Origin of the sequence: Streptomyces avidinii, assembly GCF_045161815.1 — a bacterium.
Classification (GTDB): domain Bacteria; phylum Actinomycetota; class Actinomycetes; order Streptomycetales; family Streptomycetaceae; genus Streptomyces; species Streptomyces avidinii.
In genome coordinates this window covers 6,255,614-6,282,062 of the sequence record NZ_CP108863.1, presented here as the reverse complement: position 1 = coordinate 6,282,062, position 26,449 = coordinate 6,255,614, and the positions used below count along the sequence as shown (strand labels likewise).

Annotated in this window: 24 protein-coding genes; 8 read left to right on the top strand and 16 right to left on the bottom strand. The window is 70.9% G+C overall.

Annotation, left to right across the window (positions count from 1 at the left end; all coding sequences use genetic code 11):
• The first annotated feature begins 41 nt into the window (after positions 1 to 41).
• From OG373_RS28255 to OG373_RS28235, 5 genes are all read left to right on the top strand, one after another.
• Positions 42 to 1,367: a DUF2252 domain-containing protein gene (locus tag OG373_RS28255; protein WP_397737519.1), complete on the top strand. Its 1,326-nt coding sequence runs from the start codon at positions 42 to 44 to the stop codon at positions 1,365 to 1,367.
• Positions 1,368 to 1,405: 38 nt separating this feature from the next.
• Positions 1,406 to 2,092, top strand: a complete 687-nt coding sequence (locus OG373_RS28250) for a hypothetical protein (RefSeq protein WP_397737517.1) — start codon at positions 1,406 to 1,408, stop codon at positions 2,090 to 2,092.
• Positions 2,093 to 2,140: 48 nt separating this feature from the next.
• Positions 2,141 to 2,935, top strand: a complete 795-nt coding sequence (locus OG373_RS28245) for a DsbA family protein (protein ID WP_397737515.1) — start codon at positions 2,141 to 2,143, stop codon at positions 2,933 to 2,935.
• Between the two features lie 129 nt (positions 2,936 to 3,064).
• Positions 3,065 to 4,726, top strand: coding sequence for an alkaline phosphatase D family protein (locus OG373_RS28240; protein ID WP_405441117.1), 1,662 nt, complete (start codon positions 3,065 to 3,067; stop codon positions 4,724 to 4,726).
• Between the two features lie 232 nt (positions 4,727 to 4,958).
• Entirely contained in the window at positions 4,959 to 5,912 is a 954-nt protein-coding gene (locus OG373_RS28235) for a zinc metalloprotease (protein ID WP_405444224.1), read from the top strand.
• 62 nt (positions 5,913 to 5,974) lie between these two features.
• Here OG373_RS28235 and OG373_RS28230 read toward each other — a convergent pair whose 3' ends face one another.
• Positions 5,975 to 6,544, bottom strand: a complete 570-nt coding sequence (locus tag OG373_RS28230) for a dienelactone hydrolase family protein (protein ID WP_397737511.1) — start codon at positions 6,542 to 6,544, stop codon at positions 5,975 to 5,977.
• 36 nt (positions 6,545 to 6,580) lie between these two features.
• On the opposite strand from OG373_RS28230, the gene OG373_RS28225 reads away from it, so the two are divergent.
• Positions 6,581 to 7,618 (top strand): mechanosensitive ion channel family protein, encoded by a 1,038-nt coding sequence (locus OG373_RS28225; protein ID WP_405444223.1) that lies wholly within the window; start codon positions 6,581 to 6,583, stop codon positions 7,616 to 7,618.
• A gap of 49 nt (positions 7,619 to 7,667) precedes the next feature.
• Here the strand turns inward: OG373_RS28225 and OG373_RS28220 are convergent, their stop codons facing one another.
• A complete protein-coding gene (locus OG373_RS28220) occupies positions 7,668 to 8,261 on the bottom strand; it encodes a TetR/AcrR family transcriptional regulator (protein WP_405441116.1) in 594 nt (197 codons plus the stop codon).
• Between the two features lie 64 nt (positions 8,262 to 8,325).
• On the opposite strand from OG373_RS28220, the gene OG373_RS28215 reads away from it, so the two are divergent.
• Positions 8,326 to 8,829, top strand: coding sequence for an SRPBCC family protein (locus OG373_RS28215; protein ID WP_405441115.1), 504 nt, complete (start codon positions 8,326 to 8,328; stop codon positions 8,827 to 8,829).
• A 169-nt stretch (positions 8,830 to 8,998) separates the two neighbouring features.
• Here the strand turns inward: OG373_RS28215 and OG373_RS28210 are convergent, their stop codons facing one another.
• From OG373_RS28210 to OG373_RS28190, 5 genes are all read right to left on the bottom strand, one after another.
• Complete coding sequence (locus OG373_RS28210) at positions 8,999 to 10,591, bottom strand: Na+/H+ antiporter (RefSeq protein WP_397737505.1); 1,593 nt, start codon at positions 10,589 to 10,591, stop codon at positions 8,999 to 9,001.
• 137 nt (positions 10,592 to 10,728) lie between these two features.
• Entirely contained in the window at positions 10,729 to 11,196 is a 468-nt protein-coding gene (locus OG373_RS28205; RefSeq protein ID WP_405441113.1) for a GNAT family N-acetyltransferase, read from the bottom strand.
• Positions 11,193 to 12,134: an RluA family pseudouridine synthase gene (locus OG373_RS28200; protein ID WP_405441111.1), complete on the bottom strand. Its 942-nt coding sequence runs from the start codon at positions 12,132 to 12,134 to the stop codon at positions 11,193 to 11,195. Before OG373_RS28200 ends, OG373_RS28205 begins: the two co-directional genes overlap by 4 nt.
• Before the next feature lie 41 nt (positions 12,135 to 12,175).
• A complete protein-coding gene (gene lspA / locus OG373_RS28195) occupies positions 12,176 to 12,718 on the bottom strand; it encodes a signal peptidase II (RefSeq protein ID WP_397737558.1) in 543 nt (180 codons plus the stop codon).
• Positions 12,719 to 12,844: 126 nt separating this feature from the next.
• Positions 12,845 to 13,594, bottom strand: a complete 750-nt coding sequence (locus OG373_RS28190; protein ID WP_405441109.1) for a TraR/DksA family transcriptional regulator — start codon at positions 13,592 to 13,594, stop codon at positions 12,845 to 12,847.
• A gap of 618 nt (positions 13,595 to 14,212) precedes the next feature.
• Between OG373_RS28190 and ileS the strand changes: the two genes are divergently transcribed.
• Entirely contained in the window at positions 14,213 to 17,359 is a 3,147-nt protein-coding gene (ileS, locus tag OG373_RS28185) for an isoleucine--tRNA ligase (protein WP_405441108.1), read from the top strand.
• A gap of 244 nt (positions 17,360 to 17,603) precedes the next feature.
• Here the strand turns inward: ileS and OG373_RS28180 are convergent, their stop codons facing one another.
• From OG373_RS28180 to ftsW, 9 genes are all read right to left on the bottom strand, one after another.
• A complete protein-coding gene (locus OG373_RS28180) occupies positions 17,604 to 18,836 on the bottom strand; it encodes a DivIVA domain-containing protein (protein WP_405441106.1) in 1,233 nt (410 codons plus the stop codon).
• A gap of 82 nt (positions 18,837 to 18,918) precedes the next feature.
• The gene (locus OG373_RS28175; protein ID WP_189963507.1) at positions 18,919 to 19,215 is read right to left on the bottom strand and encodes a YggT family protein; all 297 of its coding nucleotides are present in this window, start codon (positions 19,213 to 19,215) and stop codon (positions 18,919 to 18,921) included.
• Between the two features lie 60 nt (positions 19,216 to 19,275).
• Positions 19,276 to 19,893, bottom strand: coding sequence for a cell division protein SepF (locus tag OG373_RS28170; protein WP_030031797.1), 618 nt, complete (start codon positions 19,891 to 19,893; stop codon positions 19,276 to 19,278).
• A 149-nt stretch (positions 19,894 to 20,042) separates the two neighbouring features.
• Positions 20,043 to 20,762 (bottom strand): YggS family pyridoxal phosphate-dependent enzyme, encoded by a 720-nt coding sequence (locus tag OG373_RS28165; RefSeq protein ID WP_405441104.1) that lies wholly within the window; start codon positions 20,760 to 20,762, stop codon positions 20,043 to 20,045.
• Positions 20,749 to 21,552: a peptidoglycan editing factor PgeF gene (pgeF, locus tag OG373_RS28160; protein WP_405441102.1), complete on the bottom strand. Its 804-nt coding sequence runs from the start codon at positions 21,550 to 21,552 to the stop codon at positions 20,749 to 20,751. The genes OG373_RS28165 and pgeF overlap by 14 nt, the downstream gene beginning before the upstream one ends.
• A complete protein-coding gene (gene ftsZ / locus OG373_RS28155) occupies positions 21,549 to 22,754 on the bottom strand; it encodes a cell division protein FtsZ (RefSeq protein WP_052872570.1) in 1,206 nt (401 codons plus the stop codon). Before ftsZ ends, pgeF begins: the two co-directional genes overlap by 4 nt.
• A gap of 279 nt (positions 22,755 to 23,033) precedes the next feature.
• On the bottom strand, positions 23,034 to 23,924 hold the full coding sequence (locus OG373_RS28150; RefSeq protein WP_405441100.1) for a cell division protein FtsQ/DivIB: 891 nt from the start codon (positions 23,922 to 23,924) through the stop codon (positions 23,034 to 23,036).
• Positions 23,925 to 23,955: 31 nt separating this feature from the next.
• The gene (gene murG / locus OG373_RS28145; protein WP_397737486.1) at positions 23,956 to 25,050 is read right to left on the bottom strand and encodes an undecaprenyldiphospho-muramoylpentapeptide beta-N-acetylglucosaminyltransferase; all 1,095 of its coding nucleotides are present in this window, start codon (positions 25,048 to 25,050) and stop codon (positions 23,956 to 23,958) included.
• Positions 25,051 to 25,056: 6 nt separating this feature from the next.
• Positions 25,057 to 26,418, bottom strand: coding sequence for a putative lipid II flippase FtsW (gene ftsW, locus OG373_RS28140; RefSeq protein WP_405441098.1), 1,362 nt, complete (start codon positions 26,416 to 26,418; stop codon positions 25,057 to 25,059).
• Between the last annotated feature and the right edge of the window lie 31 nt (positions 26,419 to 26,449).

The following is a 26,449-nucleotide window of genomic DNA, read 5'->3' as shown; positions in this document are numbered from 1 at the left end:
GTCGGAACCCGAAACAGCCCGTGCACCAGGAGGCACCCGCCATGGCGGTCCCCGAGACGACCGACGAGCAGCGCGCCGAGCAGATCCTCGACGTGTTCGACACCGCGTTCGGTGAGCTCCTCGCCGCCGACCCCGCTGCCTTCCAGGTCAAATTCCGCAAGATGGCGGCCTCGGCCTTCGCCTTCTACCGGGGCACGGCCTGCCTCTTCTACTCCGACCTGGAGCGGGACCGGCACGGCGGCCCGTTCCTGGACGAGCGGACGGGCCGGGTGTGGATCCACGGCGATCTGCACGCCGAGAACTTCGGCACGTACATGGACTCCAACGGCCGGCTGATCTTCAACGTCAACGACTTCGACGAGGCCTACGTCGGCCCCTTCACCTGGGACCTGAAGCGGTTCGCCGCCTCGGTCGCCCTGATCGGCTACACCAAGGCGCTCAGCGACGACCAGATAAGCGAGCTGGTGCGGATCTACGCCGGCGCGTACCGGGAGCGGATCCACCGGCTGGCGGCCGGCGCGAAGCACGAGGAAGTGCCCTCCTTCACGCTGGACACCGCCGAGGGCCCGCTGCTGGCCGCGCTGCGCTCGGCCCGCTCCCGGACCCGCTTCTCCCTGCTGGACTCCATGACGGAGATCCGGGACTACGAGCGCCGCTTCACCTCCGGCGGGGGCTCCATCGAGCTGGACGCCGCCACCCGCTACAAGGTGCTGGCCGCCTTCGACGGGTACCTGGAGACCCTGCCCGACGAGTCCCTGGTACGGCCGGACTCCTACCGGGTCAAGGACGTGGTGGGGCGCCGGGGCGTCGGGATCGGCTCGGCGGGCCTGCCCTCCTACAACATCCTGCTGGAGGGGCACAGCGACGCCCTGGAGAACGACGTCGTGATCTACCTCAAGCAGGCCCAGACCCCGGCGGCCTCCCGGCACATCACGGACCGGGCGGTACGGGAGTACTTCCGGCACGAGGGGCACCGTACGGTCATCTCCCAGCGCGCGCTGCAGGCGCACGCCGACCCGTGGCTGGGCTGGACGGAGCTGGACGGGGCGGGTCAGCTGGTGGCGGAGGTCTCCCCGTACGCGGTGGACCTGGACTGGTCGGACCTGGACGACCCGGAGGAGATCGCGGCGGTCGTCGCCGACCTGGGCCGGGCGACCGCGACCATGCACGGGGCGGCCGACGCGGACGAGAGCGGGCAGACGCTGGTCCCCTTCTCCACCGAGCGGGCCATCGACGCGGCGATCGCGGCCGACGAGGACGGCTTCGCGAATCTGCTCGTGGACTTCGCCCACGCGTACGGGGCCCGGGCGCGCGCCGACCACCAGATCTTCGTGGACCTCTTCCGTAACGGGCGTCTCACTCCCTGAACGTCTGTTCCACAGGAACGCATGGCAGACTCGCCGGGATGGACGTTTCCGGGACGGGACTCAGGGGGCTGCGGGCCGCGCTGTTCAGCGCGCTCGTCGTGCTGCTCTCGTCCGGCTCGCACGTCCTGATGTCCCAGGTCCCGCTGCCGCCCGCCCTGGTGGGCGGGGCCTTCGCGGGCGTGTTCGCGATCGCCTACGCGCTCGCGGGCCGCGAGCGGGGCTTCGCCCCCATCGCCGGGCTGCTCGTACCGCTGGAGCTGGCCGCCGACACCGTCTTCACCACCGGGCAGCACCTCTGCTACGGCGCGGCCGGCGGCCCCGTCGCGGGCCCGCTGCGCGCCATGGGCCTGGACGCCCTGTGCGGCGGCACGCCGGTGGGCGGGCCGCTGACCGAGGTGGCCGGGCCGGCCGATGCGGCCGCGCTGCTTTCCTCGCCCGGGCCGTACACGCCCTGGCTGCTGCTCGGCGCCCACGTCTCGGTCGGGCTGCTGGCCGCCGCCTGGCTGCGCCACGGCGAGCGGGCGCTGGGCCGGCTGCTGCGGGCGGTGGCCGCCTTCGCGTTCCGGCCGCTGCGGCTGGCCGTGGCTTCGGTGGCGGTGGCCCGCCGGCCGGCCTCGGCCCTGCTGGGGTCGGTGCTCCCGGGCGCCGGGGCGCGTACGCGCTTCCCCGCACACTCCGTGGGACGGCGGGGACCCCCCGTGCTCGGCGCGCTCGCCCGCGCCTGACGCACGTACGGCAGTCCCTTTCGCACGTCACACCCCACGGAGATCATGATGAGTTCACGCAACAGCCAGGCGAACAAGGCGGCGGCCCGCGAGCGGCTGCGCGCCGAGCGCGAGGCCCAGGCCAAGAAGGACAAGGTGCGCCGCCAGGTGCTCGTGGGCGGCGGGGTCGTGGCCCTGCTCGCGCTGGCCGGCGTCATCGGCTACGGGGTCATGAAGGCCAACGAGCCCGACTACTGGGAGAAGGCCGCCAAGGCCGAGCTGGTCAAGCCGAAGAACACCACGGGCGAGGACGGCACCACGGTCGTCGTCGGCAAGGCCGACGCGAAGAAGACCCTGGAGCTGTACGAGGACTCGCGCTGCCCGGCCTGCGCCTCCTTCGAGCAGGCGGCCGGTGCGCAGATCAAGAAGGACGTGGACGGGGGCAAGTACAAGCTCCAGTACGTCGGCGCCACCTTCATCGACAACGCCGTCAAGGGCGAGGGTTCGAAGAACGCGCTGAGCGCCCTGGGCGCGGCGCTGAACGTCAGCCCGGAGGCCTTCCTGGAGTACAAGGCGGCGCTCTACTCCAAGGAGCTGCACCCCGAGGAGACCGTCGACAGCTTCGCCAAGGACGACTACCTGCTGAAGGTCGCGGACACGGTCCCCGCGCTCAAGGGCAACGCCGAGTTCAAGAAGGCCGTCGAGGGCGGTACGTACGACCGGTGGGCGCTGGAGATGTCCAAGGCCTTCGACAAGTCCGGGGTGAAGGGCACGCCGACCCTGAAGATGGACGGCAAGAAGATCGACACTCCGCAGACGGCGGAGCTGTTCACGGCAGCGATCGACAAGGCCCTGCAGGGCTGATCCCGGACGGTCCGGGAAGCGCTTTCCGGACATACCGCTTCAACGGGCGGGCGAACTCCCAGAGTTCGCCCGCCCGTTGCGTTCCGACACCTGTTCCCAGGGGTGTACCCGTCGGTAATGTGATGGTCCGTGACCAGTCAACTCCCCTCTTCCCGGGCCGCGGCAACCCCCCGTCGCCGTACGGTCGTCCTCGCCGCGGCGGCCACGGCCGCGCTGGCCCCCCTCACCTCGCTGGGCGCCTCGGCCGCCCATGCCGCGGGCACCGCGCCCGCCTTCCTGCACGGCGTCGCCTCTGGCGACCCGCTGCCCGACGGGGTCCTGCTGTGGACCCGCGTCACCCCGACCCCCGAGGCAGTGCCCGGTTCCGGTCTCGGCCCGGCCACCCAGGTGGGCTGGGAGGTGGCCTCCGACAAGGACTTCTCCCACGTGGTCGCCTCCGGTGCCGTCACCGCGAGCGCCGCCACCGACCACACGGTCAAGGTGGACGTGCGCGGGCTCCAGCCGCAGACGCCGTACTGGTACCGGTTCACCGCCGGCGCCGCCGTCTCCCCCGCCGGACGCACCCTGACCACCCCGGCCCACGAGACGACGACCGCAGGGGTCCGCTTCGGCGTGGTCTCCTGCGCCAACTGGGAGGCCGGCTACTTCTCCGCCTACCGCCACCTGGCCGCCCGCACGGACCTGCACGCGATCCTGCACCTGGGCGACTACATATACGAGTACCAGTCCGGGGGGTACCCGGAGGCGAAGTACGTCGTGCGCCAGCACGAGCCGAAGCACGAGATCGTCTCCCTCGCCGACTACCGCACCCGCCACGGCAAGTACAAGACGGACACCGACCTCCAGGCCCTGCACCACGCGCACCCGGTCATCGCCATCTGGGACGACCACGAGTTCGCGAACGACGCCTGGGCCGGCGGCGCCGAGAACCACACCGCGGGGGCCGAGGGCGAGTGGGCGGCGCGCGCGGCCGCCGCCAAGCAGGCGTACTTCGAGTGGATGCCCGTACGCGCGTCCGTCGCGGGGACCTGCTACCGGCGGCTGCGCTTCGGCACCCTGGCCGACCTGCACCTGCTGGACCTGCGCTCCTTCCGTTCGCAGCAGACCAAGGTGGGCAGCGGCTCGGTGGACGACCCGGAGCGCACCATCACCGGGCGCGCCCAGTTGGACTGGCTCAAGTCGGGCCTCGCGGGCTCGCCCGCGACGTGGAAGCTGGTCGGGACCTCGGTGATGATCTCGCCCGTGGCCTTCGGCTCGCTGCCCGCGCACCTGTTGAAGCCGCTGGCCAAGCTGCTCGGCCTGCCCGAGGGCGGCATCGCGATCAATGTGGACCAGTGGGACGGGTACACGGACGACCGCAAGGAGCTGCTGGGACACCTGTTGGACCGCAAGGTCAAGAACACCGTCTTCCTGACCGGCGACATCCACATGGCCTGGGCGAACGAGGTCCCGGTGAACATGGCCACGTACCCGGGCTCGGGGACGGCGGCGACCGAGTTCGTCGTCACCTCGGTGACCTCCGACAACCTCGACGACATCCTGCACGTCCTGCCGGACACCCTCTCCCTGGTCGCCGAGTCGGCCGTCAAGGCCGCCAACTGGCACGTGAAGTGGCTCGACATGGACGCGCACGGCTACGGCGTGCTGGACGTGACGGCGGAGCGCTCGCAGATGGACTACTACGCGGTGTCCGACAAGCGGCAGCCGGGTGCCACATCGGCATGGACCCGGTCGTACCGGACGCTGAACGGGACACAGAAGGTGGAGCGGGCCTATCAGCCCGTTCGCTGATCCACCGTCAAATCTCTCGCCGAATGGGGCGCCTGGTACATACCAGGCGCCCCATGTGCATCAGAAGCAACAAATCTTTTACGTAAGCCACTTGACCTGAATATGTCATGAACACATAAGCTTCCCGCCAGCTGAAGAAGATCCTTCAGGCCACCACCCCCCACAATCCCCCACGCGAGGAGCACACGTGCGCGCTTCTGCCCGCATATCCCCCCTTCTCCGCCGCCGCCTGATGGGCACGGCGGTTCTGGCCGGAACCCTGGCGTTCACCCCGCTCGCCGCCCCCACCACGCTCGCGGCCGCCACGTCCCCCGCCGAGGTCTGCGCCGACCAGCCCGCCGCCTCCGGCGGCGCGAACGCCCGCGTCGCCCGCGCCCACGACGAGCACGCGGACGAGCCCAACGCGATCACCGACGCGCAGGCGAAGGCCATGGACGCCGACCTCAAGGCGAAGCTGGACAAGGCCCTCAAGAACCAGCCGCAGCGCAGCCTCGCCGCCGCCGAGGCCGTGGTGAACATCCCCGTGTACTTCCACGTCGTGCACTCCGGCACCACCGGAAAGCTGACGGCCACGGACGTCAGCAAGCAGCTCGCGGTCCTCAACGCGGCCTACGGCGGCCAGGGCACCGGCAACGTCAACACGAACTTCCAGTTCACCCTGGCGTCGACCGACTACACGGACAACGCGTCCTGGTACAACCTGGCCTCCGGCTCCCAGGCCGAGAAGGACATGAAGAACACCCTGCGCCAGGGCGGCCCGGGCGCGCTCAACTTCTACACCGCCAAGCTCTCCGGCGGCCTGCTGGGCTGGGCGACCTTCCCGACCTCCTACGCCTCCAGCCCCAAGATGGACGGCGTGGTCGTGCTCGACAGCTCGCTGCCGGGCGGCTCCGCGGCCAACTACAACGAGGGTGACACCGCCACCCACGAGGTCGGCCACTGGCTGGGCCTCTACCACACCTTCCAGGGCGGCTGTAACGGCAACGGCGACTACGTCTCCGACACGCCCGCCGAGAAGAGCGCCGCGTACGAGTGCCCGACCGGGCGCGACAGCTGCGCCAGCAAGCCGGGCGCGGACCCGATCCGCAACTTCATGGACTACACGTACGACTCCTGCATGTACCAGTTCACCGCCGGCCAGGTCGCTCGCATGTCGAGCAGCTGGACCGCCTACCGGGCGGGCTGACCCCCTGCGCCAAGGGCCCGGTCCGGCATCCGCCGGGCCGGGCCCTGTCGTCTCTTCCCCGCCTACAGGCTGTCGAGGAAGCCGATCGAGACCTTCCAGAGCTGCTCGGCCGCCTCGGCGTCGTAGTCCTCCAGCTCCGGGTCGGTGAACAGGTGCCCGGCACCCGGGTAGCTGTGGACCTCGACGTCGGCCCCCGCCCGCTGCATCCGCAGGTACCAGGCCGTCAGCCAGTCGTGCGGCTCGAAGGGGTCCGGGTCCGCGATGTGCAGCTGCACCGGCAGCTCGTCCACCGAGGCGCCGTCCTCCAGGTCCGCCGTCCCGTGCAGGAGCAGCAGCCCGCGCGCCTTCTCGTCGGCCATCGCCAGGTGCTGGGCGACGGAACCGCCGAAGGAGAAGCCCGCGTAGACGAGCCCCTGGTCCGAGTAGGGGGCGGAGGCCAGCACCGCGCGCTTGAGCAGTTCGTCACGGCCGATCTCGTCCCGGTGGGCCATGCCCTCCTCGACGGTCCCGAAGGTGCGTCCCTCGAAGAGATCCGGCACCTGGACCTGGTGCCCGGCCGCGCGCAGCCGGTCGGCCGCCGCGTGCACCGCGGGCCGCAGCCCGTACGTCGAATGGAAAAGCATGATGTTCATGCCTCCATCGTGCCAGCTACGTTCATCCCCATGGAGATGGAGAACGTCCTGCGCCCCGTGACGGTCATCGGCGGCGCCCTGGTCGCCACCCTGATCGCGGGCCGGCTGCTCGACCTGCTGCTGCGCCGGGCCGACGCCCGGCACACCGAGACCCCGCTGTGGGGGCTGCTGCGCCGCTGCCGGCTGCCCTTCCAAGTCGTCCTGTGCACCTCGCTGCTCAGAGCCTCGTACCGGCGGGCGGGCATCCTCCCCGACCACCCCGTCGGCGTCGGCCGGTTCCTCACCCTCCTCCTGATCGCCTCCGCGGCCTGGCTGGCGGTGCGCATCGCGACGGCCGCGGTCGACTCGACGTACGCGCGCTACGCGGCGGCGACCGAGGACGACGCGCGGGTGCGCCGGGTCCGTACCCAGGTCACGCTGATCCAGCGGGTGGTCACGGCGGTGGTGGTCGTGGTCGCCGTGGCGGCGATGCTGCTGACCTTCCCGCCGATGCGGACGGTCGGCGCCTCCCTGCTGGCCTCCGCCGGCGTCCTCGGCATCGTGGCGGGCATCGCCGCCCAGGCCTCGCTGAGCAACCTGTTCGCCGGCCTCCAGATCGCCTTCGGCGACACCGTCCGCATCGGCGACACGGTGGTGGTCGACAAGGAGTGGGGCCGGGTCGAGGAGATCACGCTGACCTTCCTGACGGTCCGCACGTGGGACGAGCGGCGCATCACGATGCCGGTCTCGTACTTCACGAGCAAGCCGTACGAGAACTGGTCGCGCGGCGGCGCGCAGATGACCGGCACGGTCTTCTGGCACCTGGACCACAGCGCGCCCCTCGACCTGATGCGGGAGCGGCTCCAGGACGTCCTGAAGGAGATCCCGGAGTGGGACGGCCGCGGCGGCGGGCTGGCCGTGACGGACACCACACCGCACACGGTCCAGGTCCGCGCGGTGGTCACGGCGAAGGACGCCGACGACCTGTGGACGCTGCGCTGCATGGTGCGCGAACGCCTGATCACCTGGCTGGTGGCCGAGCACCCGTACGCCCTCCCGCACATCGCCACCCTCCCGGCGGCGGAGGCCCCCTAGGTCGTCTCTTCCGGATCTTGTCGGTCCGGCAGGATCCGGAAGAGACGGCCTAGCCGGCGGCCTTCGGCAGCAGCGCGGCCGCGCACTCCTCGGCGAGGTCCTCGGCGTGCGGCGGCAGGGGTTCGCCCGCGCGCAGATGGCGGCGGACCACCGAGAGCGGCAGGTCGACCAGGGCCAGGGTGATGCGGTCCCGGTCCTGGGCACCGGTCGCGCCGAGCGACTCGGCGAGGGCGCCGAGGGCGGCGTAGACCCGCTGATTGCCGGAATCGGCCCGCGCCGTGTGCTCCTCGGACCAGTCGGCGCGGCCGAACTCCCACGGCCCGTGGAGCAGGAGCGCCGCCTCCTCGGGGTGGGCGCGGCTCCACGCCACGACGTGCCGGGCGGCGGCGCGGGCGGCCGGCCGCGGGTCGGGGTCGCTGTGCAGGCTGGCGAAGTAGCCCTGCTGGAACCGCTCGACGGTTCGCAGCCACACCTCGGCGAGCAGGGCGGTGCGCCCGGCGAAGCGGTGGTACATGGAGCCGCTGGGCGCGCCGATGGCCTGGGCGACGGCGGACATGCTCACGCCGCCGGGTCCGCCGGAGGCGGCGAGCCGGACGGCTGCGTCGAGGATCTGGTCGGTGTCGAAGCGGGGTGGTCTCGCCATGAATCAGAGAGTACCCTCCAGATTATTAGAGACACATCTCTAATAATCTGGAGGGGAGCACCCCATGGGTGTCTACAACGTGCACGAGCGCCTGATCGCGGCGAAGGGGAGCGAGGTCGGCGCACTCGTCGACACGCTGTCCCGCGGGGAGGACGACGGGCTGTGGCCCTGGCGCTCGTGGGAGAGCATGGAGCTCGACCGCCCCCTGGGGGTCGGGGCCGCGGGCGGACACGGACCGGTGCGCTACACGGTGGCCGCGTACGTGCCGGGGACCTGGGTCCGCTTCACCTTCACCGGGCCCCGGGGATTCCACGGCTTCCACGAGTTCGCCGTACTGCCCGTCGACGACGAGCACACCGCGCTGCGGCACACCGTGGCGATGACGGTCAGCGGCCTCAGCCGCATCACCTGGCCGCTGGCCTTCCGCCCGGCGCACGACGCCTTCCTGGAGGACAGCCTGGACCGCGCCGAACTGGCGTGCACGGGCACGGTCGCCCGCCCGGCCCGCTGGTCCCCCTACGTCCGCTTCCTCCGGGGACTCGAACGCCTCGTGTCCCGGCCCGCCTAGGCCGTCTCTTTCGGATCTTGCCGGTCAGGTCCGCGTCGTCCCGGTGCCGTGCCTCGGCGTGCTGCCGGGGCTGCCGTGTACTGGACGTACTCGGTTGCCCCGGCAGTGCGGCGAGGTGCGGTGCCGGGCGTCGCGGGCCCGGCAGGATCCGCAAGAGACGGCCCAGGCCTCAGGGGGCCCGCAGGCTGCGTACGTCCAGGTGCCGCAGCACCCGGTCCACGATCTCCGGGTCGGAGCCGGGTTCGCTGCGGGCGGCCAGGATCTCGTGGCGGGCGGCGGACATCATCTCGCGCTGGATCCGCTGGATGTCGCGCAGCCGCTCCACCCGCTTCGCGTACGCCTCGCGCCGCTCCTCGTCCACCATGTCGGGGCTGATCCTGGCCCCCACGTCGTACGCGCGCCGGTACAACTGCTCGGTGAGGTCCTCCGGCAGGTCCTCCACCTCCTGGATCTCCTTCAGCCGCTGCTTGGCCGCCTTCGCCGCGCGGATCGCCAGAAGGCGCTCGGCATCCCGGTCGGCGTCCGTGTCGGCCTCCACCCCCAGCCGCCGCACCAGCCACGGCAGGGTCAGCCCCTGGCACACCAGGGTCGTCATGATCACCGCGAACGCGATGAAGATGATCTGGTCCCGCCCGGGGAAGGGTTCACCGGCGTCCGTCCGCAGCGGAATGGCCAGGGCCAGGGCCACCGAGGCGACCCCGCGCATCCCCGCCCACCACATCACCACGCTCTCCCGCCAGCTCAGCGGGATCTCCTCGTCGTAGTCGCGCCGCTGGTGCAGCTTCTGCGCGAGCCAGCCCGCCGGCAGCAGCCACACCAGCCGGACCCCGACCACCACCGCGACCACGATCGCCGCCCAGCCGGCCATCTCCCACGCGTGGTCCTTCGCCGTGCCGAAGACGTTGTGCAGCTCCAGCCCGATCAGGCCGAAGGCCACGCCGGTGACCAGCATGTCGACGACCTCCCAGAAGGTGTGCCCGGCGAGCCGCCCCAGCACGTCGTCGGCGTCGCTCGCGTACTCGGCGAGGAACAGGGCCGCCGTGAGCACGGCCAGCACCCCCGAGCCCTGGAGTTCCTCCGCCACCACGTACGCGACGAAGGGCACCAGCAGCGTCAGCCCGATCTGCAGGGTGGCGTCGCCGAGCCGGCCCATGAGCCGGTGGGTGGCCCAGCCGAGGGCGAGCCCGACGGCCACGGCCACCACGGCGGAGAGCACGAACTCCCCGAGCGCCTCGGGCCAGGAGAAGCCGCCGCTGACGACGGCGGCGACGGCGACGTGGTACAGCACGATGGCCGTCACGTCGTTGAAGAGTCCCTCGCCCTCCAGGATCGACACCATGCGGCGGGGCAGCCCCAGCGATCCGGCGACGGCGGTGGCGGCCACCGGGTCGGGCGGGGCGACGAGCGCGCCGAGCGCGACGGCGGCGGCGAGCGGCAGACCGGGCACGACCGCGTTGGCCACGGCGGCCACGGCCGCCGTGGTGACGAACACCAGGGCCACGGCCAGCAGCAGGATGGGCCGGACGTTGGCCGCGAACTGCCGCCAGGAGGTGCGCTGCACGGAGGCGTAGAGCAGCGGGGGCAGCACCAGCGGCAGGATGAACTCGGGCGGGATATCGACGTTCGGTACCGCCGGCACCAGCGCGAGGATCACCCCGCCGATGGTCATGAGGACGGGTGCGGGCAGTTTGAGCCGGTCCCCGAGCGGCACCGTGACCACGGCCCCGAGGAGGAGCACGAACAGCAGAGCTAGCTGATCCACTCCCCCACCCTGCCAGTCCGCTGCGCTCGGCTCCTGCGGTGACGGGGCCGCGGCTCCGTGTCGGGCTCCGCCCGAACCCTGTTACGGCGCTCCGCGCCCGCGGGCAGGCCCCCGGCAACGGCGCCGCACCGTTCCGGCTACGGCAAGGGACGCCGCATCGCGCGGTGGGGGATGCCCGCGTCCTGGAACTCCGGGCCGTGGGCCACGTACCCGAGCCGCTCGTAGAAGCCCAGCGCATGCGTCTGCGCGCCCAGATCGACCGCGGTCAGCCCCCTCCGGGCCGCCTCCGCCTCGATCGCGCGGACCAGCCGCACGCCCACGCCGAGCCCGCGCGCGGACTTGGCCACAGCCAGCCTGCCCAGCGATCCGACCGTCAGGTCGCCCGTCTTGCCGAGGGCCGCCGGCCCGTGCAGCAGCCGGCCCGTGCCCAGCGGCACTCCGTCCGCGCCCACGGCCAGGACGTGCACCGCGTCCGCGTCGTACGCGTCGTACTCGATCGACTCCGGCACCGACTGCTCGACCACGAAGACCTCGGACCGCACCGCGAAGCAGGACTTCAGGTCCTCCTCCGAGACGGCGACCCGGACCTCGACCGGCGAGGTCACTCGCTCTCCGCCCGGATCACGTCCAGGGCGTTCTGGAGGTCGGCCGGGTAGGTGCTCTCGAACTCGACCCACTGCCCGTCCGACGGGTGCTCGAAGCCGAGGCGCACCGCGTGCAGCCACTGCCGGGTGAGGCCGAGCCGCTTGGCGACGGTCGGGTCGGCGCCGTAGGTCAGGTCGCCGACGCAGGGGTGCCGGTGCGCGGACATGTGCACGCGGATCTGGTGCGTACGTCCGGTCTCCAGCTTGATGTCCAGCAGCGAGGCGGCGCGGAAGGCCTCGATCAGGTCGTAGTGGGTGACGGACGCCTTGCCGTCCTGGGTCACCGCCCACTTGTAGTCGGCGCTGGGGTGGCGGCCGACGGGCGCGTCGATCGTGCCGCTCATCGGGTCCGGGTGGCCCTGGACCAGCGCGTGGTAGCGCTTGTCCACGATCCGCTCGCGGAACTGGTTCTTGAGCGAGGTGTAGGCGCGCTCCGACTTCGCGACGGCCATCAGGCCGGACGTGCCGACGTCGAGGCGGTGCACGATGCCCTGGCGCTCGGAGGCGCCGGAGGTGGAGATGCGGTAGCCGGCCGCGGCGAGGCCACCGATGACGGTGGTGCCGGTCCAGCCGGGGCTCGGGTGGGCGGCGACGCCCACCGGCTTCATGATCACGACGATGTCGTCGTCGTCATGGATGATCACCATGCCGGGGACGGGCTCGGCGACGACCTCGACCGGCCGGGCCGGCTCGGGCATCTCGACTTCGAGCCAGGCGCCACCGTGCACACGCTCGGACTTCCCGACGACACTGCCGTCGACCGACACCTTCCCCGCGGCCGCGAGATCGGCCGCCTTCGTCCGGGAAAAACCGAACATACGGGCGATGGCGGCGTCGACGCGCTCGCCCTCAAGGCCATCGGGAACGGGCAGGGTGCGGATCTCGGGAATCGTACTCACCCGTCGAGTATGCAGGACGGGGCGGACGAGCCGTCCCGCGATCAGTCCTTGTGGACGGTCCCGTCCGGGTCCAGCCCCTTGAAGGAGAGCAGGACGATCAGGATGCCGCCGCACACGATCGCGGAGTCGGCGAGGTTGAAGACGGCGAAGTGGGCCGGCGCGATGAAGTCGACGACCGCGCCCCGGAACACGCCCGGCGAACGGAAGATCCGGTCGGTCAGGTTGCCCAGCGCACCGCCCAACAGCAGGCCGAGCGCGATCGCCCACGGCAGGCTGTAGAGCTTGCGGGCCAGCCGCACGATCACCACGATCACGGAGGCCGCGATGCAGGTGAAGATGATGGTGAAGGCCTCGCCGAAGCCGAAGGCCGCGCCCGGGTTGCGGACCGCCTCGAACTTCAGCAGGTCACCGATGATCTCGATCGGCGGCTGGTGCTCCAGCTTCGCCACGACCAGCATCTTCGTGCCGAGGTCCAGCAGGTAGGCGAGCACCGCCACGACGAGCAGAGCCGTGATCCGACGGCGCCCCTTGGGCCCGGCGGACTCAGGCTGGGTGTCGTCCCCGACCTCCGGCGTACCGATGATGCGCTCCGCCTCTGCCACGTGAGTCCCTCGAACTAGCTCGAACCAGGCTCCTCCTGGACCCTGACGGACACGAGGGTACGTCAGGGTCCCCGCGCACCGCCTGCCCCACCTCGCCGGACCCCGCTGCTAGTGCCTCCGCTCCTGCTTCTGCTTGCAGTCCACGCACAGCGTGGCCCGGGGAAAGGCCTGCATCCTGGCCTTGCCGATGGGCTGCCCGCAGTTCTCGCAGAGCCCGTACGTGCCCGCCTCCAGCCGTTCCAGGGCGCGCTCGGTCTGCTCCAGCATCGAGCTGGCGTTCGCCGCGAGCGCCAGCTCGGACTCCCGGGTGATGTTCTTGGTGCCCGTGTCGGCCTGGTCGTCGCCCGCACCGTCGCCGGAGTCCCGCATCAGGCCGGAGATGGCCACCTCGGAGGCGTCCAGCTCGGCCCGCAGCCGCAGCACCTCCGACAGGAGCTCCGTACGGGCGTCCTCGACCTCCTTGGGGGTCCAGGGGTCCTCCCCGGGCCGTACGGCGAGCTCACCGGGGGCCAGGGCCGCTGTGGCCCGTGCCTTGGGGAGCCCGCTGGTTGCGGCCGCGGCCGTCTTCCTCGCCGCACCGGCGCTCTTCTTGGCAACCACTTTCCGGACTCCCGTCTTCTTCGCGGCATGCGCCGCCCCCTCGGTCCCGGCCTTCTTGGCCGCGACCGTCCGCTTCTCGACGGCGGTCGTCTTCTTGACGGCGGTCGCCTTCCCGTCCGGTGCGCGCGCCCCGGCAGCGGTCTTCCGGGCAGCGGCCGCCTTCTTGGCGGGAGCCGCGTCCTCGGAGCCCTCCGCCTTCCCGGCGGCCTTCCCGACAGCCTTCCTGGCAGTACTCCCGGCGGTCTTCTTCGCCACCATGGCCGCGGCCCCTTCACATACTGTGATCTTTGCTCGCGAATCGTGCCGGAACGATAAATCGACACCGGCCCCGCGGCAACGGGGCACGCATCCATCGAGGTCAACCTGCATCCGTTGTGCCCATCAGGAGCCCCGGTAATCCGCCCCTCCCGCCCCACCCGATTCGTAACCTGCACCCCGGGCCCATTCGGGTCACGCCGGGGGCGTGCGGGGGTCGCACGCGGGCCCTCCCCGCGGCCCCGCCACGCCGGGCCGCGGGCCCCCGCACGGGCCCCCGTAAACCGGTCTGCCGTGCGCCCCCCGGGCCCGTACACTGGGCCCAGCGAAAGGCATGGACGGGGACGAGTAGCGTCGTACGCAGCCAGGAGCGACCCGGGGACGGTGAGAGCCCGGGGGCGAGCGCGATGCGAAGGATCACCCCTGAGCCGCCGGAAGAAAGCCCGCACGGGAGTCCCGTACGGCGAGTAGAACCGGCTTCGCACCCCAATGAGGGGGCCATCGGATCCGTCCGGCGGCCAAGGAGGGTGGTACCGCGGGAGCAGGCGTCCTGGATCGTCAGGAACGGTTCTCGTCCCTCCGGACGGAAGTGACACCCCGCCGGAGGAAGAGTTCAGCCTCATGACCACACCGCCGCAGTACCGCCCGGTACCCGCCCAGGTCGACCTGCCTGCCCTCGAGCATGCCGTCCTCGACTTCTGGCGCGAGAGCAAGACCTTCGCCAAGACCCTGGAGCAGTCCGAGGGCCGCCCCGAGTGGGTCTTCTACGAGGGCCCGCCCACCGCGAACGGCATGCCCGGCGCGCACCACATCGAGGCCCGCGTCTTCAAGGACGTCTTCCCCCGCTTCCGCACCATGCGCGGCTACCACGTGGCCCGCAAGGCCGGCTGGGACTGCCACGGCCTGCCCGTCGAGCTCGCCGTCGAGAAGGAGCTGGGCTTCAACGGCAAGCAGGACATCGAGGCGTACGGCATCGCCGAGTTCAACGCCAAGTGCCGCGAGTCCGTGACCCGCCACACCGACGCGTTCACCGAGCTCACGACCCGGATGGGCTACTGGGTCGACCTGGACGACGCCTACCGGACCATGGACCCCGAGTACGTCGAGTCCGTGTGGTGGTCGCTGAAGGAGATCTTCAACAAGGGCCTGCTCACCCAGGACCACCGCGTCGCCCCCTGGTGCCCCCGCTGCGGCACCGGCCTCTCCGACCACGAGCTGGCCCAGGGCTACGAGACCGTCGTGGACCCCTCGGTCTACGTCCGCTTCCCGCTGACCTCGGGCCCCCTCGCGGGCGAGGCGGCGCTGCTGGTCTGGACGACGACCCCGTGGACCCTGGTGTCCAACACGGCCGTGGCCGCGCACCCGGAGGTCACGTACGTCGTCGCCACCAATGGCGAGGAGAAGCTGGTCGTCGCCCAGCCGCTGCTGGAGAAGTCCCTCGGCGAGGGCTGGGAGGCCACCGGTGAGACCTTCACCGGCGAGGAGATGGAGCGCTGGACCTACCGGCGCCCCTTCGACCTCGTCGAGTTCCCGGCTCCGGCCCACTACGTCGTGAACGCCGAGTACGTCACGACCGAGGACGGCACGGGTCTGGTCCACCAGTCCCCCGCCTTCGGCGCCGACGACCTCGCGGTCTGCCGCGCGTACGGCCTGCCCGTCGTGAACCCGGTCCGCCCCGACGGCACCTTCGAGGAGGAGGTCCCGCTCGTCGGCGGCGTCTTCTTCAAGAAGGCCGACGAGAAGCTGACCGCCGACCTCGACGCGCGCGGCCTGCTCTTCAAGCACATCGCCTACGAGCACAGCTACCCGCACTGCTGGCGCTGCCACACGGCCCTGCTCTACTACGCGCAGCCGTCCTGGTACATCCGCACCACCGCCGTCAAGGACGCGATGCTGCGGGAGAACGAGAAGACCAACTGGTTCCCGGACTCGGTCAAGCAGGGCCGCTTCGGCGACTGGCTGAACAACAACATCGACTGGGCACTGTCCCGCAACCGCTACTGGGGCACCCCGCTGCCGATCTGGCGCTGTGAGGAGAACCACCTCACCTGCGTGGGCTCCCGCGCCGAGCTGAGCGAGCTCACCGGCCAGGACCACTCGAACCTGGACCCGCACCGCCCGTACATCGACGAGGTCACCTTCCCCTGCACGGCGGAAGGCTGCTCGCTGGAGGCCGTCCGGGTCCCGGAGGTCATCGACGCCTGGTACGACTCGGGCTCGATGCCGTTCGCGCAGTGGGGCTACCCCTACAAGAACAAGGAGATCTTCGAGAAGCGCTACCCGGCGCAGTTCATCTCGGAGGCCATCGACCAGACGCGCGGCTGGTTCTACACGATGATGGCGGTCGGCACCCTCGTCTTCGACAAGTCCTCCTACGAGAACGTGGTCTGCCTGGGCCACATCCTCGCCGAGGACGGCCGCAAGATGTCCAAGCACCTGGGCAACATCCTCCAGCCGATCCCGCTCATGGACCAGCACGGCGCCGACGCGGTGCGCTGGTTCATGGCGGCCGGCGGCTCCCCGTGGGCGGCCCGCCGCGTGGGCCACGGCACGATCCAGGAGGTCGTCCGCAAGACCCTCCTCACGTACTGGAACACGGTCGCCTTCCAGGCCCTGTACGCCCGTACGTCGAACTGGGCGCCGTCCGCCTCCGACCCGGCACCGGCCGACCGCACCGTCCTGGACCGCTGGCTGCTCTCGGAGCTCCACACGCTGGTCGCCGAGGTCACCGACGCGATGGAGTCGTACGACACCCAGCGCGCGGGCAAGCTCCTCTCCGCCTTCGTGGACGACCTGTCGAACTGGTACGTCCGCCGCTCGCGCCGCCGCTTCTGGCAGGGCGACGCGGCCGCGCTGCGGACGCTGCACGACGTGGTCGAGACGGTCACCCGGCTGCTCGCCCCCCTCACGCCGTTCATCACGGAGCGGGTCTGGCAGGACATGGTCGTCCCGGTCACCCCGGACGCCCCGGAGTCGGTGCACCTGTCGTCGTGGCCGGTGGCGGACCGGGCGGCGATCGACCCCGCCCTGTCCCGGCAGATGCAGCTGGTCCGCCGCCTGGTGGAGCTGGGCCGGGCGACGCGCGCCGAGTCGGGCGTCAAGACCCGCCAGCCGCTCTCCCGGGCCCTGGTCGGCGCGGTCGGCTTCGACGCGCTGTCCGCGGATCTCCAGTCCCAGATCACGGAGGAGCTGAACGTCTCCTCGCTGGCCTCCCTGTCCGAGGTCGGCGGGTCCCTGGTGGACACGACGGCGAAGGCGAACTTCCGGGCGCTGGGCAAGCGCTTCGGCAAGGGCGTGCAGGACGTGGCGAAGGCGGTGGCCGCGGCCGACGCGGCGGCGCTGTCCCTGGCCCTGCGGTCCGGCACCGCCTCGGTCGAGGTGAACGGCGAGCAGGTCGCCCTCACCCCGGAGGAGGTCATCATCACGGAGACCCCGCGCGAGGGCTGGTCGGTGGCGTCCGACTCGGGCGCGACGGTCGCCCTGGACCTGGAGATCACCCCGGAGCTGCGGCTGGCGGGCCTGGCCCGTGACGCGATCCGCCTGATCCAGGAGGCCCGGAAGAACTCCGGCCTGGACGTCGCGGACCGGATCGCGCTGCGGTGGTCCTCCGCGGACCCGGAGGTCGTCACGGCCCTGACGGACCACGCGGCCCTGATCGCGGACGAGGTCCTCGCCACGGACTTCGCCGAGGGTCCGGCCGACGGCACGTACGGCGCCGAGTTCACGGACGAGCCCCTCGGCCTGACGTTCCGCCTCCGCAAGGCGTAGCCGCCGACCCGAGCGGCCCGTGCCTCCCCCCTCCGGGGCGGTACGGGCCGCTTCTGCTTTTCCCCGCCGCACCACTCCGGCCTCGCCGGCGTTCGAGGCGCGGGGGCTCGGGGGCAGCGCCCCCGCAACGGCGCCGCACACGGGTACGCAAGCGGCTACGCAAACGGGCCGGGGCCGAGGTTCCGTGGAACCTCGGGCCCGGCCCGTAGAGAGCGGCTGCCGACCGCAGAGACGGCGGCGGCGCCTAGTTGTCGTCCTCGTCGATCAGGAAGCCCCGCATCGGCGACGGCGCCTGCATCGGCTGCGGTGCGGCCGGCCGCACCGGAGCCATCGGCTGGGTCATCGCCGGGGACATCTGCTGCTGGTTGCCACCGTAGGACGGGGCACCCATCGGGGAGGGACCGCCCATGGGGGACGGGCCACCCATCGAGGGACCGCCCATGGAGTGGCCCATCGAACCGGCCGGAGCCATCGACGGCGACGGCGACGGCGGCAGCGCGGGACCGGCCGGGTTGCGCGGCGGGGCCAGGGAGTCGTCGGCCTGGGTCTCCAGCTGACGCAGCTGCGACTCCAGGTAGGACTTCAGACGCGTACGGTACTCACGCTCGAAGCCCCGCAGGTCCTCGACCTTGCGCTCCAGCGTGGCGCGGGCGGACTCCAGGGAGCCCATCGCGACGCGGTGCTTCTCCTGGGCGTCCCGCTCCAGCGCGTCGGCCTTGGCGCGGGCGTCCCGCTCCAGGCCCTCGGCGCGCGACCGGGCCTCGCCGACGATCTTGTTGGCCTCGGAGCGGGCCTCCGCGATCGCCTGGTCGGCGGTCTGCTGCGCCAGCGACAGGACGCGGGCGGCGCTGTCGCCACCGGGGCCCTGCTGCGGAAGCTGCTGCTGGTGCATCGGCTGACCCATGGGCTGCATCTGCTGCCCCATCGGCTGCATCTGCTGGCCCATGGGCTGCATCTGCTGGCCGAGCGGGTTCTGGCCGCCCATCGACTGCTGCTGCATCTGCTGCTGCTGGCCCATGCCCTGCTGGCCCATGCCCTGCTGGCCCATGCCCTGCGGGCCGCCCATGGGGTGCTGCTGCATGGGACCGCCCATGGGGCCGCCCATCGGGCCGGGGCCCTGCTGGCCCTGGCCGCCGGGGCCCGGCGGAAGCTGCGGCTGACCGCTCGGGAGCTGCGGCGGGCCCATCTGCGGCTGCTGCTGCTGCGGCGGGCCGGATATGGCCGCGGGCACGGGGGCGCCGGGGCCGCGCTGGTCCTGGGGCTCGGGCTTGCGCATGCCCTGCTGCTGCTGGTTCTGCGCGGCGGCACGCGTGGCGGCCGCCAGCTTGGCGCGCAGGTCCTCGTTCTCGCGCAGGAGGCGCGTCAGTTCCGACTCGACCTCGTCGAGGAAGGCATCGACCTCGTCCTCGTCATAGCCTTCTCGGAGGCGGACGGTTGTGAACTGCTTGTTCCGCACGTCCTCGGGAGTCAGCGGCATGTCTTCTTCACCTCTACGTAGTCGTCGGCAGTCGGCAAGACCGTATCGGGATCGTCCCCGCGCGCGCGGAGAAGTTCATCGTTCATACGCTTCTCGCAGCACCGCTGACGAGACTGATGAGGATGTAAACGATGATCATCAGAACGAAGAAGGACAGGTCGAGTGCCACGCCCCCGAGACGCAACGGCGGAATGGCCCGCCGGAGAAGCTTGAGCGGTGGATCGGTGACAGTGTAGGTGGCCTCCAGAACGACCACCATCGCCTTGCCGGGTGTCCATGAACGTGCGAACTGGAACACGTAGTCCATGACCAGTCGGAAGATCAGCACGATGAGGAAGCACATCAGCGCGATGTAGACCACCTGTAGTGCGACGCCCATCCCGCGCTTCCCTCTCCCCGTTTCCCGCTCTGTTCCCGGTCCCGTATCTGACGGATCGGTCTAGCTTTGGTTGAAGAACCCGCCCTCCGCGATGCGAGCCTTGTCCTCCGCCGTGACATCGACGTTAGCAGGCGACAGCAGGAACACCTTCTGTGTCACGCGTTCAATGCTGCCGTGCAGACCGAACACGAGTCCGGCGGCGAAGTCCACGAGACGCTTCGCATCCGTGTCGTCCATCTCCGTGAGGTTCATGATCACCGGAGTGCCCTCACGGAAGTGTTCCCCGATGGTACGGGCCTCGTTGTAGGTCCGGGGGTGCAGCGTCGTGATGCGGTACGGCTCCCGCTCGGAGACGACCTTGGGCATGATCACGGGGGCGTTCTTCTCCAGGTTCGTACGATCAGGTGTGATGGATGCCACGGGGGCGATTCGCGCAGGACGTCCGTTTTCCACCGGAATTGGGATGGGTTCACGCTGCGCCGGAGGCTGTACGGCTCGTACCGGTTCGTCCGATACGGGCGATTGGTGCACGGGCTGCTGTCGGCGATCCCGTTCCCGAGCCCGCTCCATCTCCGGCTCGGGCTCGAACTCGTCGTCGGGGTCGTACCCCGGGTTGTCGTACCGGTCGTCCTCCACGAGGCCGAGGTAGACCGCCATCTTGCGCATCGCGCCGGCCATTCTCCGAGTCCTCCGCTCTGTGGTGGATCGCCCTGTCGCAGGTGCCGCCGTGTCACGAATGTCACCAACTGCCCGCGATCCACTTGGTCTGCCCGCTCATCAGCGGGAATGACCATATTTTCTGCTGTGGTCCGACTTTCTTCGCGACGTTACCCGAGCCGGGGTCTCGCGCCGAGTACCGCAGTGCCGACGCGTACATGTGTCGCACCGGCCACAACGGCCCGTTCCAGGTCTGCGCTCATCCCGGCCGACACCATCGTGGCAGCCGGATGGTCCATGCGCATGCGGGATGACAATTCCATCAACCGCTCGAAAGCGGCCTGTTCGCGTCCCGCGTAGTGGCCTGACAGCGGAGCGACCGTCATCAGGCCGTCGATGCGCAGTCCGGGAGCCCCGGCGACGAGGTCCGCCAACTCCGCGAGCTGCTCCGGCGCCGCCCCTCCCCGGGTCCCGCGCTCCCCCGACTCGGCGTCGAGGGCGATCTGCACGAGGCAGCCGAGCTCCCGGCCGGCGTTCACCGCGGCCGCCGAGAGGGCGGTCACGAGTTTCGGTCGGTCGACCGACTGCACCACGTGCGCGTATCCCGCCACGGAACGGACTTTGTTCGTCTGCAACTGACCGACGAAGTGCCAGCTGAGCGGCAGATCCGAGCAGGCCGCGGCCTTGGGGGCGGCATCCTGGTCCCGATTCTCCGCAACATGACGGACACCCAGCTCCGCCAGCAGTCGTACATCGCTCGCGGGGTAGGTCTTGGTGACCACGATGAGCGTCACCTCGTCCCGCGCCCGCCCCGCCCCCGCGCAGGCGGACGAGATACGTTCCTCCACCCGCGCCAGGTTCTCGGCGAGCTCCGCCTTACGATCCGTCATTCTTCTTTTCCCCCGGGAGTCCGGGGGTCGTCCCCCGGGAAAGCTCCGTCAACCAGACATATCCGGCAAGCCGCCCGGTCACCCGGTCACGGCGGTACGAGAAGTGGTCCCGCGACTCCAGTGTGCAGACCGGGGAGCGGACGCCGTTCACCACCCCCGCCTCCGCGAGCTGCGCGTGCACCCCGGCGACCACGTCGACGGCCGGTGTCCCCCAGCTCGTCTCGGCCCGGGCGGCGGGGACCACTTCGGCCACCGCCTCCCGCATCTGCGCGGGAACCTCGTAGCAGTGTCCGCAGACCGCGGGTCCCGTGCGGGCCAGGATCCGCGCGGGGTCCGCCCCGAGGGCGACCATCGCCTCCACGGCGGCGGGCACCACCCCGGCGACCAGCCCCGGCCGCCCCGCGTGGGCGGCGGCCACGACCCCGGCGACGGGGTCGGCCAGCAGGACGGGCGTGCAGTCGGCCGTGAGTACCGCCAGGGCGAGTCCCCGACGGGCGGTCACCACCGCGTCCACCGCGGGAATGTGCTGCTCACCGCCTGCGGCGTCCGCGCCCCAGGGCCCGTCCACCACCGCCACGTCCCGGCCGTGCACCTGGTTCATCCAGACCACCCGGTCCGGGGCGAGCCCCAGGGAGCGCGCCGCCAGTGCCCGGTTCGCGAGAACGGCGGCCGGGTCGTCTCCGACCGCGCCGCCGAGATTGAGCTCCTCGTACGGAACGGCGCTCACTCCGCCCCACCGGTCGGTGAAGGCGAAGTGGGCGCCGCCCACGTGATGCTGCTCTGGTGTCACTTCAAGAAGTCCGGGACATCCAGCTCCTCGGCCGGGCTGTCCTGGTACGGGCGGGCCGTGGGGACCTGCGGCGCGGGGGCCTGGACCTCGACCGGAGCCGCCTCGACCGGAGCCGGGGGCTCCTCACGGGGGGTGACCGAGCCGAGTCCGCCGAAGGCCGGGCGGGCCGGCTCGGCGGCGCGGACCGGAGCCGGGGCCGGCTCCTCGCGCTTGGTGGACGCGGCGCCGATGACGTTGTCCCGGCGGGCCGGCGGCTGTCCGCCGTCGAACCCGGCCGCGATGACGGTGACCCGCACCTCGTCGCCGAGCGCGTCGTCGATGACGGCGCCGAAGATGATGTTCGCCTCGGGGTGCGCGGCCTCGCTGACCAGCTGCGCGGCCTCGTTGATCTCGAAGAGACCGAGGTCCGAGCCGCCGGAGATGGAGAGCAGCACGCCGCGGGCGCCGTCGATGGACGCCTCCAGCAGCGGCGAGGAGATCGCCATCTCGGCCGCGGCCACCGCGCGGTCGTCGCCGCGGGCCGAGCCGATGCCCATCAGTGCCGAGCCCGCCTCGGACATCACGGACTTGACGTCGGCGAAGTCGAGGTTGATCAGACCCGGGGTGGTGATGAGGTCGGTGATGCCCTGGACGCCCGAGAGCAGGACCTGGTCGGCCGACTTGAAGGCGTCGAGCACGCTGACCTGGCGGTCCGAGATGGACAGCAGCCGGTCGTTGGGGATGACGATGAGGGTGTCGACCTCTTCGCGGAGCTCGGCGATGCCGTCCTCCGCCTGGTTCGCGCGGCGCCGGCCCTCGAAGGTGAACGGCCGGGTGACCACACCGATCGTCAGGGCGCCCAGCGAGCGCGCGATGTTGGCGACGACAGGTGCGCCGCCGGTGCCGGTGCCGCCGCCCTCACCGGCGGTGACGAAGACCATGTCGGCCCCCTTGAGGACCTCCTCGATCTCCTCGCGGTGGTCCTCTGCCGCCTTGCGACCGACGGCCGGATTGGCGCCGGCGCCGAGGCCACGGGTGAGTTCCCGGCCGACGTCGAGCTTGACGTCGGCGTCGCTCATCAACAGCGCCTGGGCGTCCGTGTTGATGGCGATGAACTCGACGCCCTTGAGACCGACCTCGATCATTCGGTTGATGGCATTGACACCACCGCCGCCGACACCGATGACCTTGATGACTGCGAGGTAGTTCTGCGGTGCTGCCACGTCGAAGGCCTCTCGCCTCGAGTTACGTGTCGCCGCCTCGCGGGCCTGCGTTGCGACGACTGATGCCGAAATAGGGACGGTCCGAACGCGCCGACCCGAACCCTCACCCTGAAGTTTAGGGTTAGGGGTGTGTCTGTTCCTCGGACTCTTCCGAACAGGACACTAAGTCGACAAGTAGCGCGTGTTCAACGAACACGCCGAACCTCCCGTTTTTCTTTTCACCCTATGTGATCACCCGTATCGCTGGCCAACCAGGGTGCGCCGCTGTTGGACCGGACGTCAACTCCCGGACACAGCAGGGGCGGTGGGGACGCTCACGTCGAAGTGAGCGCCCTTGGGCGCGGCTTTCAACAAAGCGTTCAATGCGCGCCCCTTCGCGTCGCTCTGTTCGCCGCTCCCCCACGTCACGGACCGCCCGCCGGTCAGCTCCAGGACGACCGAATCGTAGGAACCCACCTTGACCTGCACGGTTTGCTTGGCGATCGACTCCGGGAGGGCTCCCGCGACGAGCACGGCCTCGTGCAGCAGCCGTTCCTCGTCGAAGCGACGGGCACTCGGCGATCGACCGGCGTTCAATTCGAGGACCGGAACACCCGCGGGTGCTTTCGGAACCGTGTCGAATCGCACACCCGATGCGTCCACTTCCACGAAGTTGGAGTCCTTTTTGATGAGCAGGACGGGTTTGCGTTCCGTCACTTTCAGACCGATCCCGTGCGGCCAGGCCCGCACCACATCGACCGAATCGATGCGGGGCAGCCGACCGCGGACGCGGGCCTCGATCTCGTCGGTGTCGACGCTCACCAGGGGCGCGCCGACCGGAACGGCGGCCGCCCCGAGGACCTGCTCGGAGGTGAGCACGTCCATGCCGGCGGCGGAGACCTTCTCCACGCGGAGCCAGGAGGAGCCGTAGAGGACCCAGGTGCCGCCCGCGACGAGGAGCACCGCGGCGGCCAGGGAGGCCAGCACGGGGCCCCGGCGCAGGCGTGCGCCGGGGCCCCCGGGGCCGGGCCTGCGGGCCGACTTGGTGCCCTCCGGGCCCTTCGGGACCTTGGGGGCCCTGGGGCGCTTCGGTGGCTTGGGCGGCTTGGGAGCGCCGGCGCCCTTGCGGGCGGACGGGCCGGACCGATCAGAAAACGGTGCTCCGCGCTGTGCGGTCGTCCCTCCGGCCACTCCTGTGCCTCCTGCGTCTGCGCTACCCGCCTCAGCGGGACCTGTGGGCCGCGATCGCCTCGTACACCATGCCGACCAGGAGCTCGTCGGCGTCCCGGCGGCCGAACTCACCGGCGGCGCGGGACATCTCGTAGAGGCGGTGCGGGTCGGACAGCACCGGGAGGACCTGGCTGAGCACCCATTCGGGCGTCAGCTCCGCGTCGTCCACGAGCAGGCCGCCGCCGGCCTTCACCACCGGCTGGGCGTTGAGCCGCTGTTCACCGTTGCCGATCGGCAACGGGACGTAGGCGGCGGGGAGCCCCACGGCGGAGAGTTCGGCGACGGTCATCGCACCCGCGCGGCACAGCATCATGTCGGCGGCGGCGTACGCGAGATCCATCCGGTCCACGTACGGTACCGGCACATACGGCGGCATCCCGGGCATGTTGTCGACACGCGGCAGTTCGTTCTTCGGACCGACGGCGTGCAGGATCTGGATTCCGGAGCGCTGGAGGGTCGGTGCGACCTGCTGGATCGTCTCGTTGAGGCGGCGGGCGCCCTGCGAGCCGCCGGAGACCAGCAGCGTGGGCAGGTTGGGGTCGAGGCCGAAGGCGGCGCGCGCCTCCGGGCGGACCGCGGCCCGGTCGAGGGTCGAGATCGAGCGGCGCAGCGGGATGCCCACGTAGCGGGCTCCGCGCAGCTTGCTGTCGGGCGTGGAGACCGCGACGGCGTGCGCGTACCGGGAGCCGATCTTGTTGGCCAGTCCGGGCCGGGCGTTGGCCTCGTGGACGATGATCGGCACCCCGAGCCGCTTGGCCGCCAGGTAGCCGGGCAGGGCCACGTAGCCGCCGAAGCCGACGACGCAGTCCGCCTTGGTGCGGATGAGGATCTCCTCCGCGGCCTTGATGGTGCCGCGCAGTCGCCCGGGGACGGTGATCAGTTCCGGGGTCGGCTTGCGGGGCAGCGGCACGGCGGGGATCAGTCCCAGCTCGTACCCGCGTTCCGGCACCAGGCGGGTCTCAAGTCCGCGCTCCGTGCCGAGGGCGGTGATGCCCACTGAAGGGTCCTGCCTGCGCAGGGCGTCCGCGAGGGCGAGCGCCGGCTCGATGTGGCCGGCGGTCCCCCCACCGGCGAGTACGACATGCACCGAAATTCACCGCTCTCCGGACGGACGCTTCTTGACGCGCCGTCTCATCGACTTCCATCTCACCCCGGTCCGCCACCAGCCGGTCTTCGGCTGTCGCATCGCGAGGGCCGCGCGCGCCGCCGGCTCCTCCCGCGCGAAGGCGATGAGCAGTCCGACCGCGAACATGGTCGGCAGCAGGGCTGACCCTCCGTAGGAGAACAGCGGGAGCGGGACTCCGGCGATCGGCAGCAGGCCGAGCACCGCACCGATGTTGATCACGGCCTGGGCCGTGATCCAGGTGGTCACGCCTCCCGCGGCAAACCGTACGAAGGAATCCTCCGTGCGTCCGGCCACGCGGATACCCGCATAGCCTAGGGCCGCGAACAGGGCGAGCACCGACAGTGTCCCCGCCAGACCCAGTTCCTCCCCGGTGATGGCGAAGATGAAGTCGGTGTGGGCTTCGGGTAGTTGCCCCCATTTTTCCACACTTGCACCCAGGCCGGAACCGAACCAGCCGCCCGATGCGAGGGCGTAGATCCCGTGAACTGCCTGCCAGCAAAGGTCGTTCTTGCCCGGTTCTGTCGCGCCGAGGCATTCCAGCCGGTCCATCCGGTGCGGGCTCGTCTTGATGAGCAGTGCGACGATCGCACCCGCGAAGGCGAGCACCCCGACGAACATCCGGGTCGGAGCCCCGGCCAGCCAGAGCAGACCGAAGAGGATGGCACCGAGGATCATCGCGGTGCCCATGTCCCCGCCCAGCATGATCAGCCCGAGCAGCAGGAAGGCCACCGGGACCAGCGGCACCAGCAGGTGCTTCCACTGGCTCAGCAGCCCCTTGTCGCCCTTGCGTGCCAGCAGGTCGGCGCCCCAAAGGATCAGTGCCAGTTTGCCGAACTCACTGGGCTGGAGCATGAACGGACCGCCAAGGGAGATCCAATTCTGGTTGCCGTTGATCGAGACGCCTATCCCCGGAACCTGGACCAGGACCATCAGGAAGAGCGTGCCGGCGAGCACCGGGTACGAGAGCGCGCGGTGCAGTTTGACCGGCATCCGGGAGGCGGCCAGCAGGAGTACGCCGCCGATGAGGGCGGCCAGGAACTGCTTCTTGAAGAAGTACGCGTCACCGAGGCCGAGCTGGAGGGCCTTGATCATCGACGCGGAGTACACCATCACCAGACCCAGCACGGTGATGAGCAGCGAACTGCCGAAAATCAGGTAATAGGCCGTGAGCGGGCGGTCCCAGGCCTTCTGCAACTGCCGCTGCGTACGCCGCAACCCGGCCAGTGGCCCGCGCCCGGCGGGCCGTTTCGAACCCACCGCAGGGCGTTTGCGGCCCTGCGCCTTCACGGCGGACGGCCGCCGCCCCGGCAGCATCTGCTTGGCCGGCATCTGTGATCTTCCCCTCCACTCGTACGAGGCG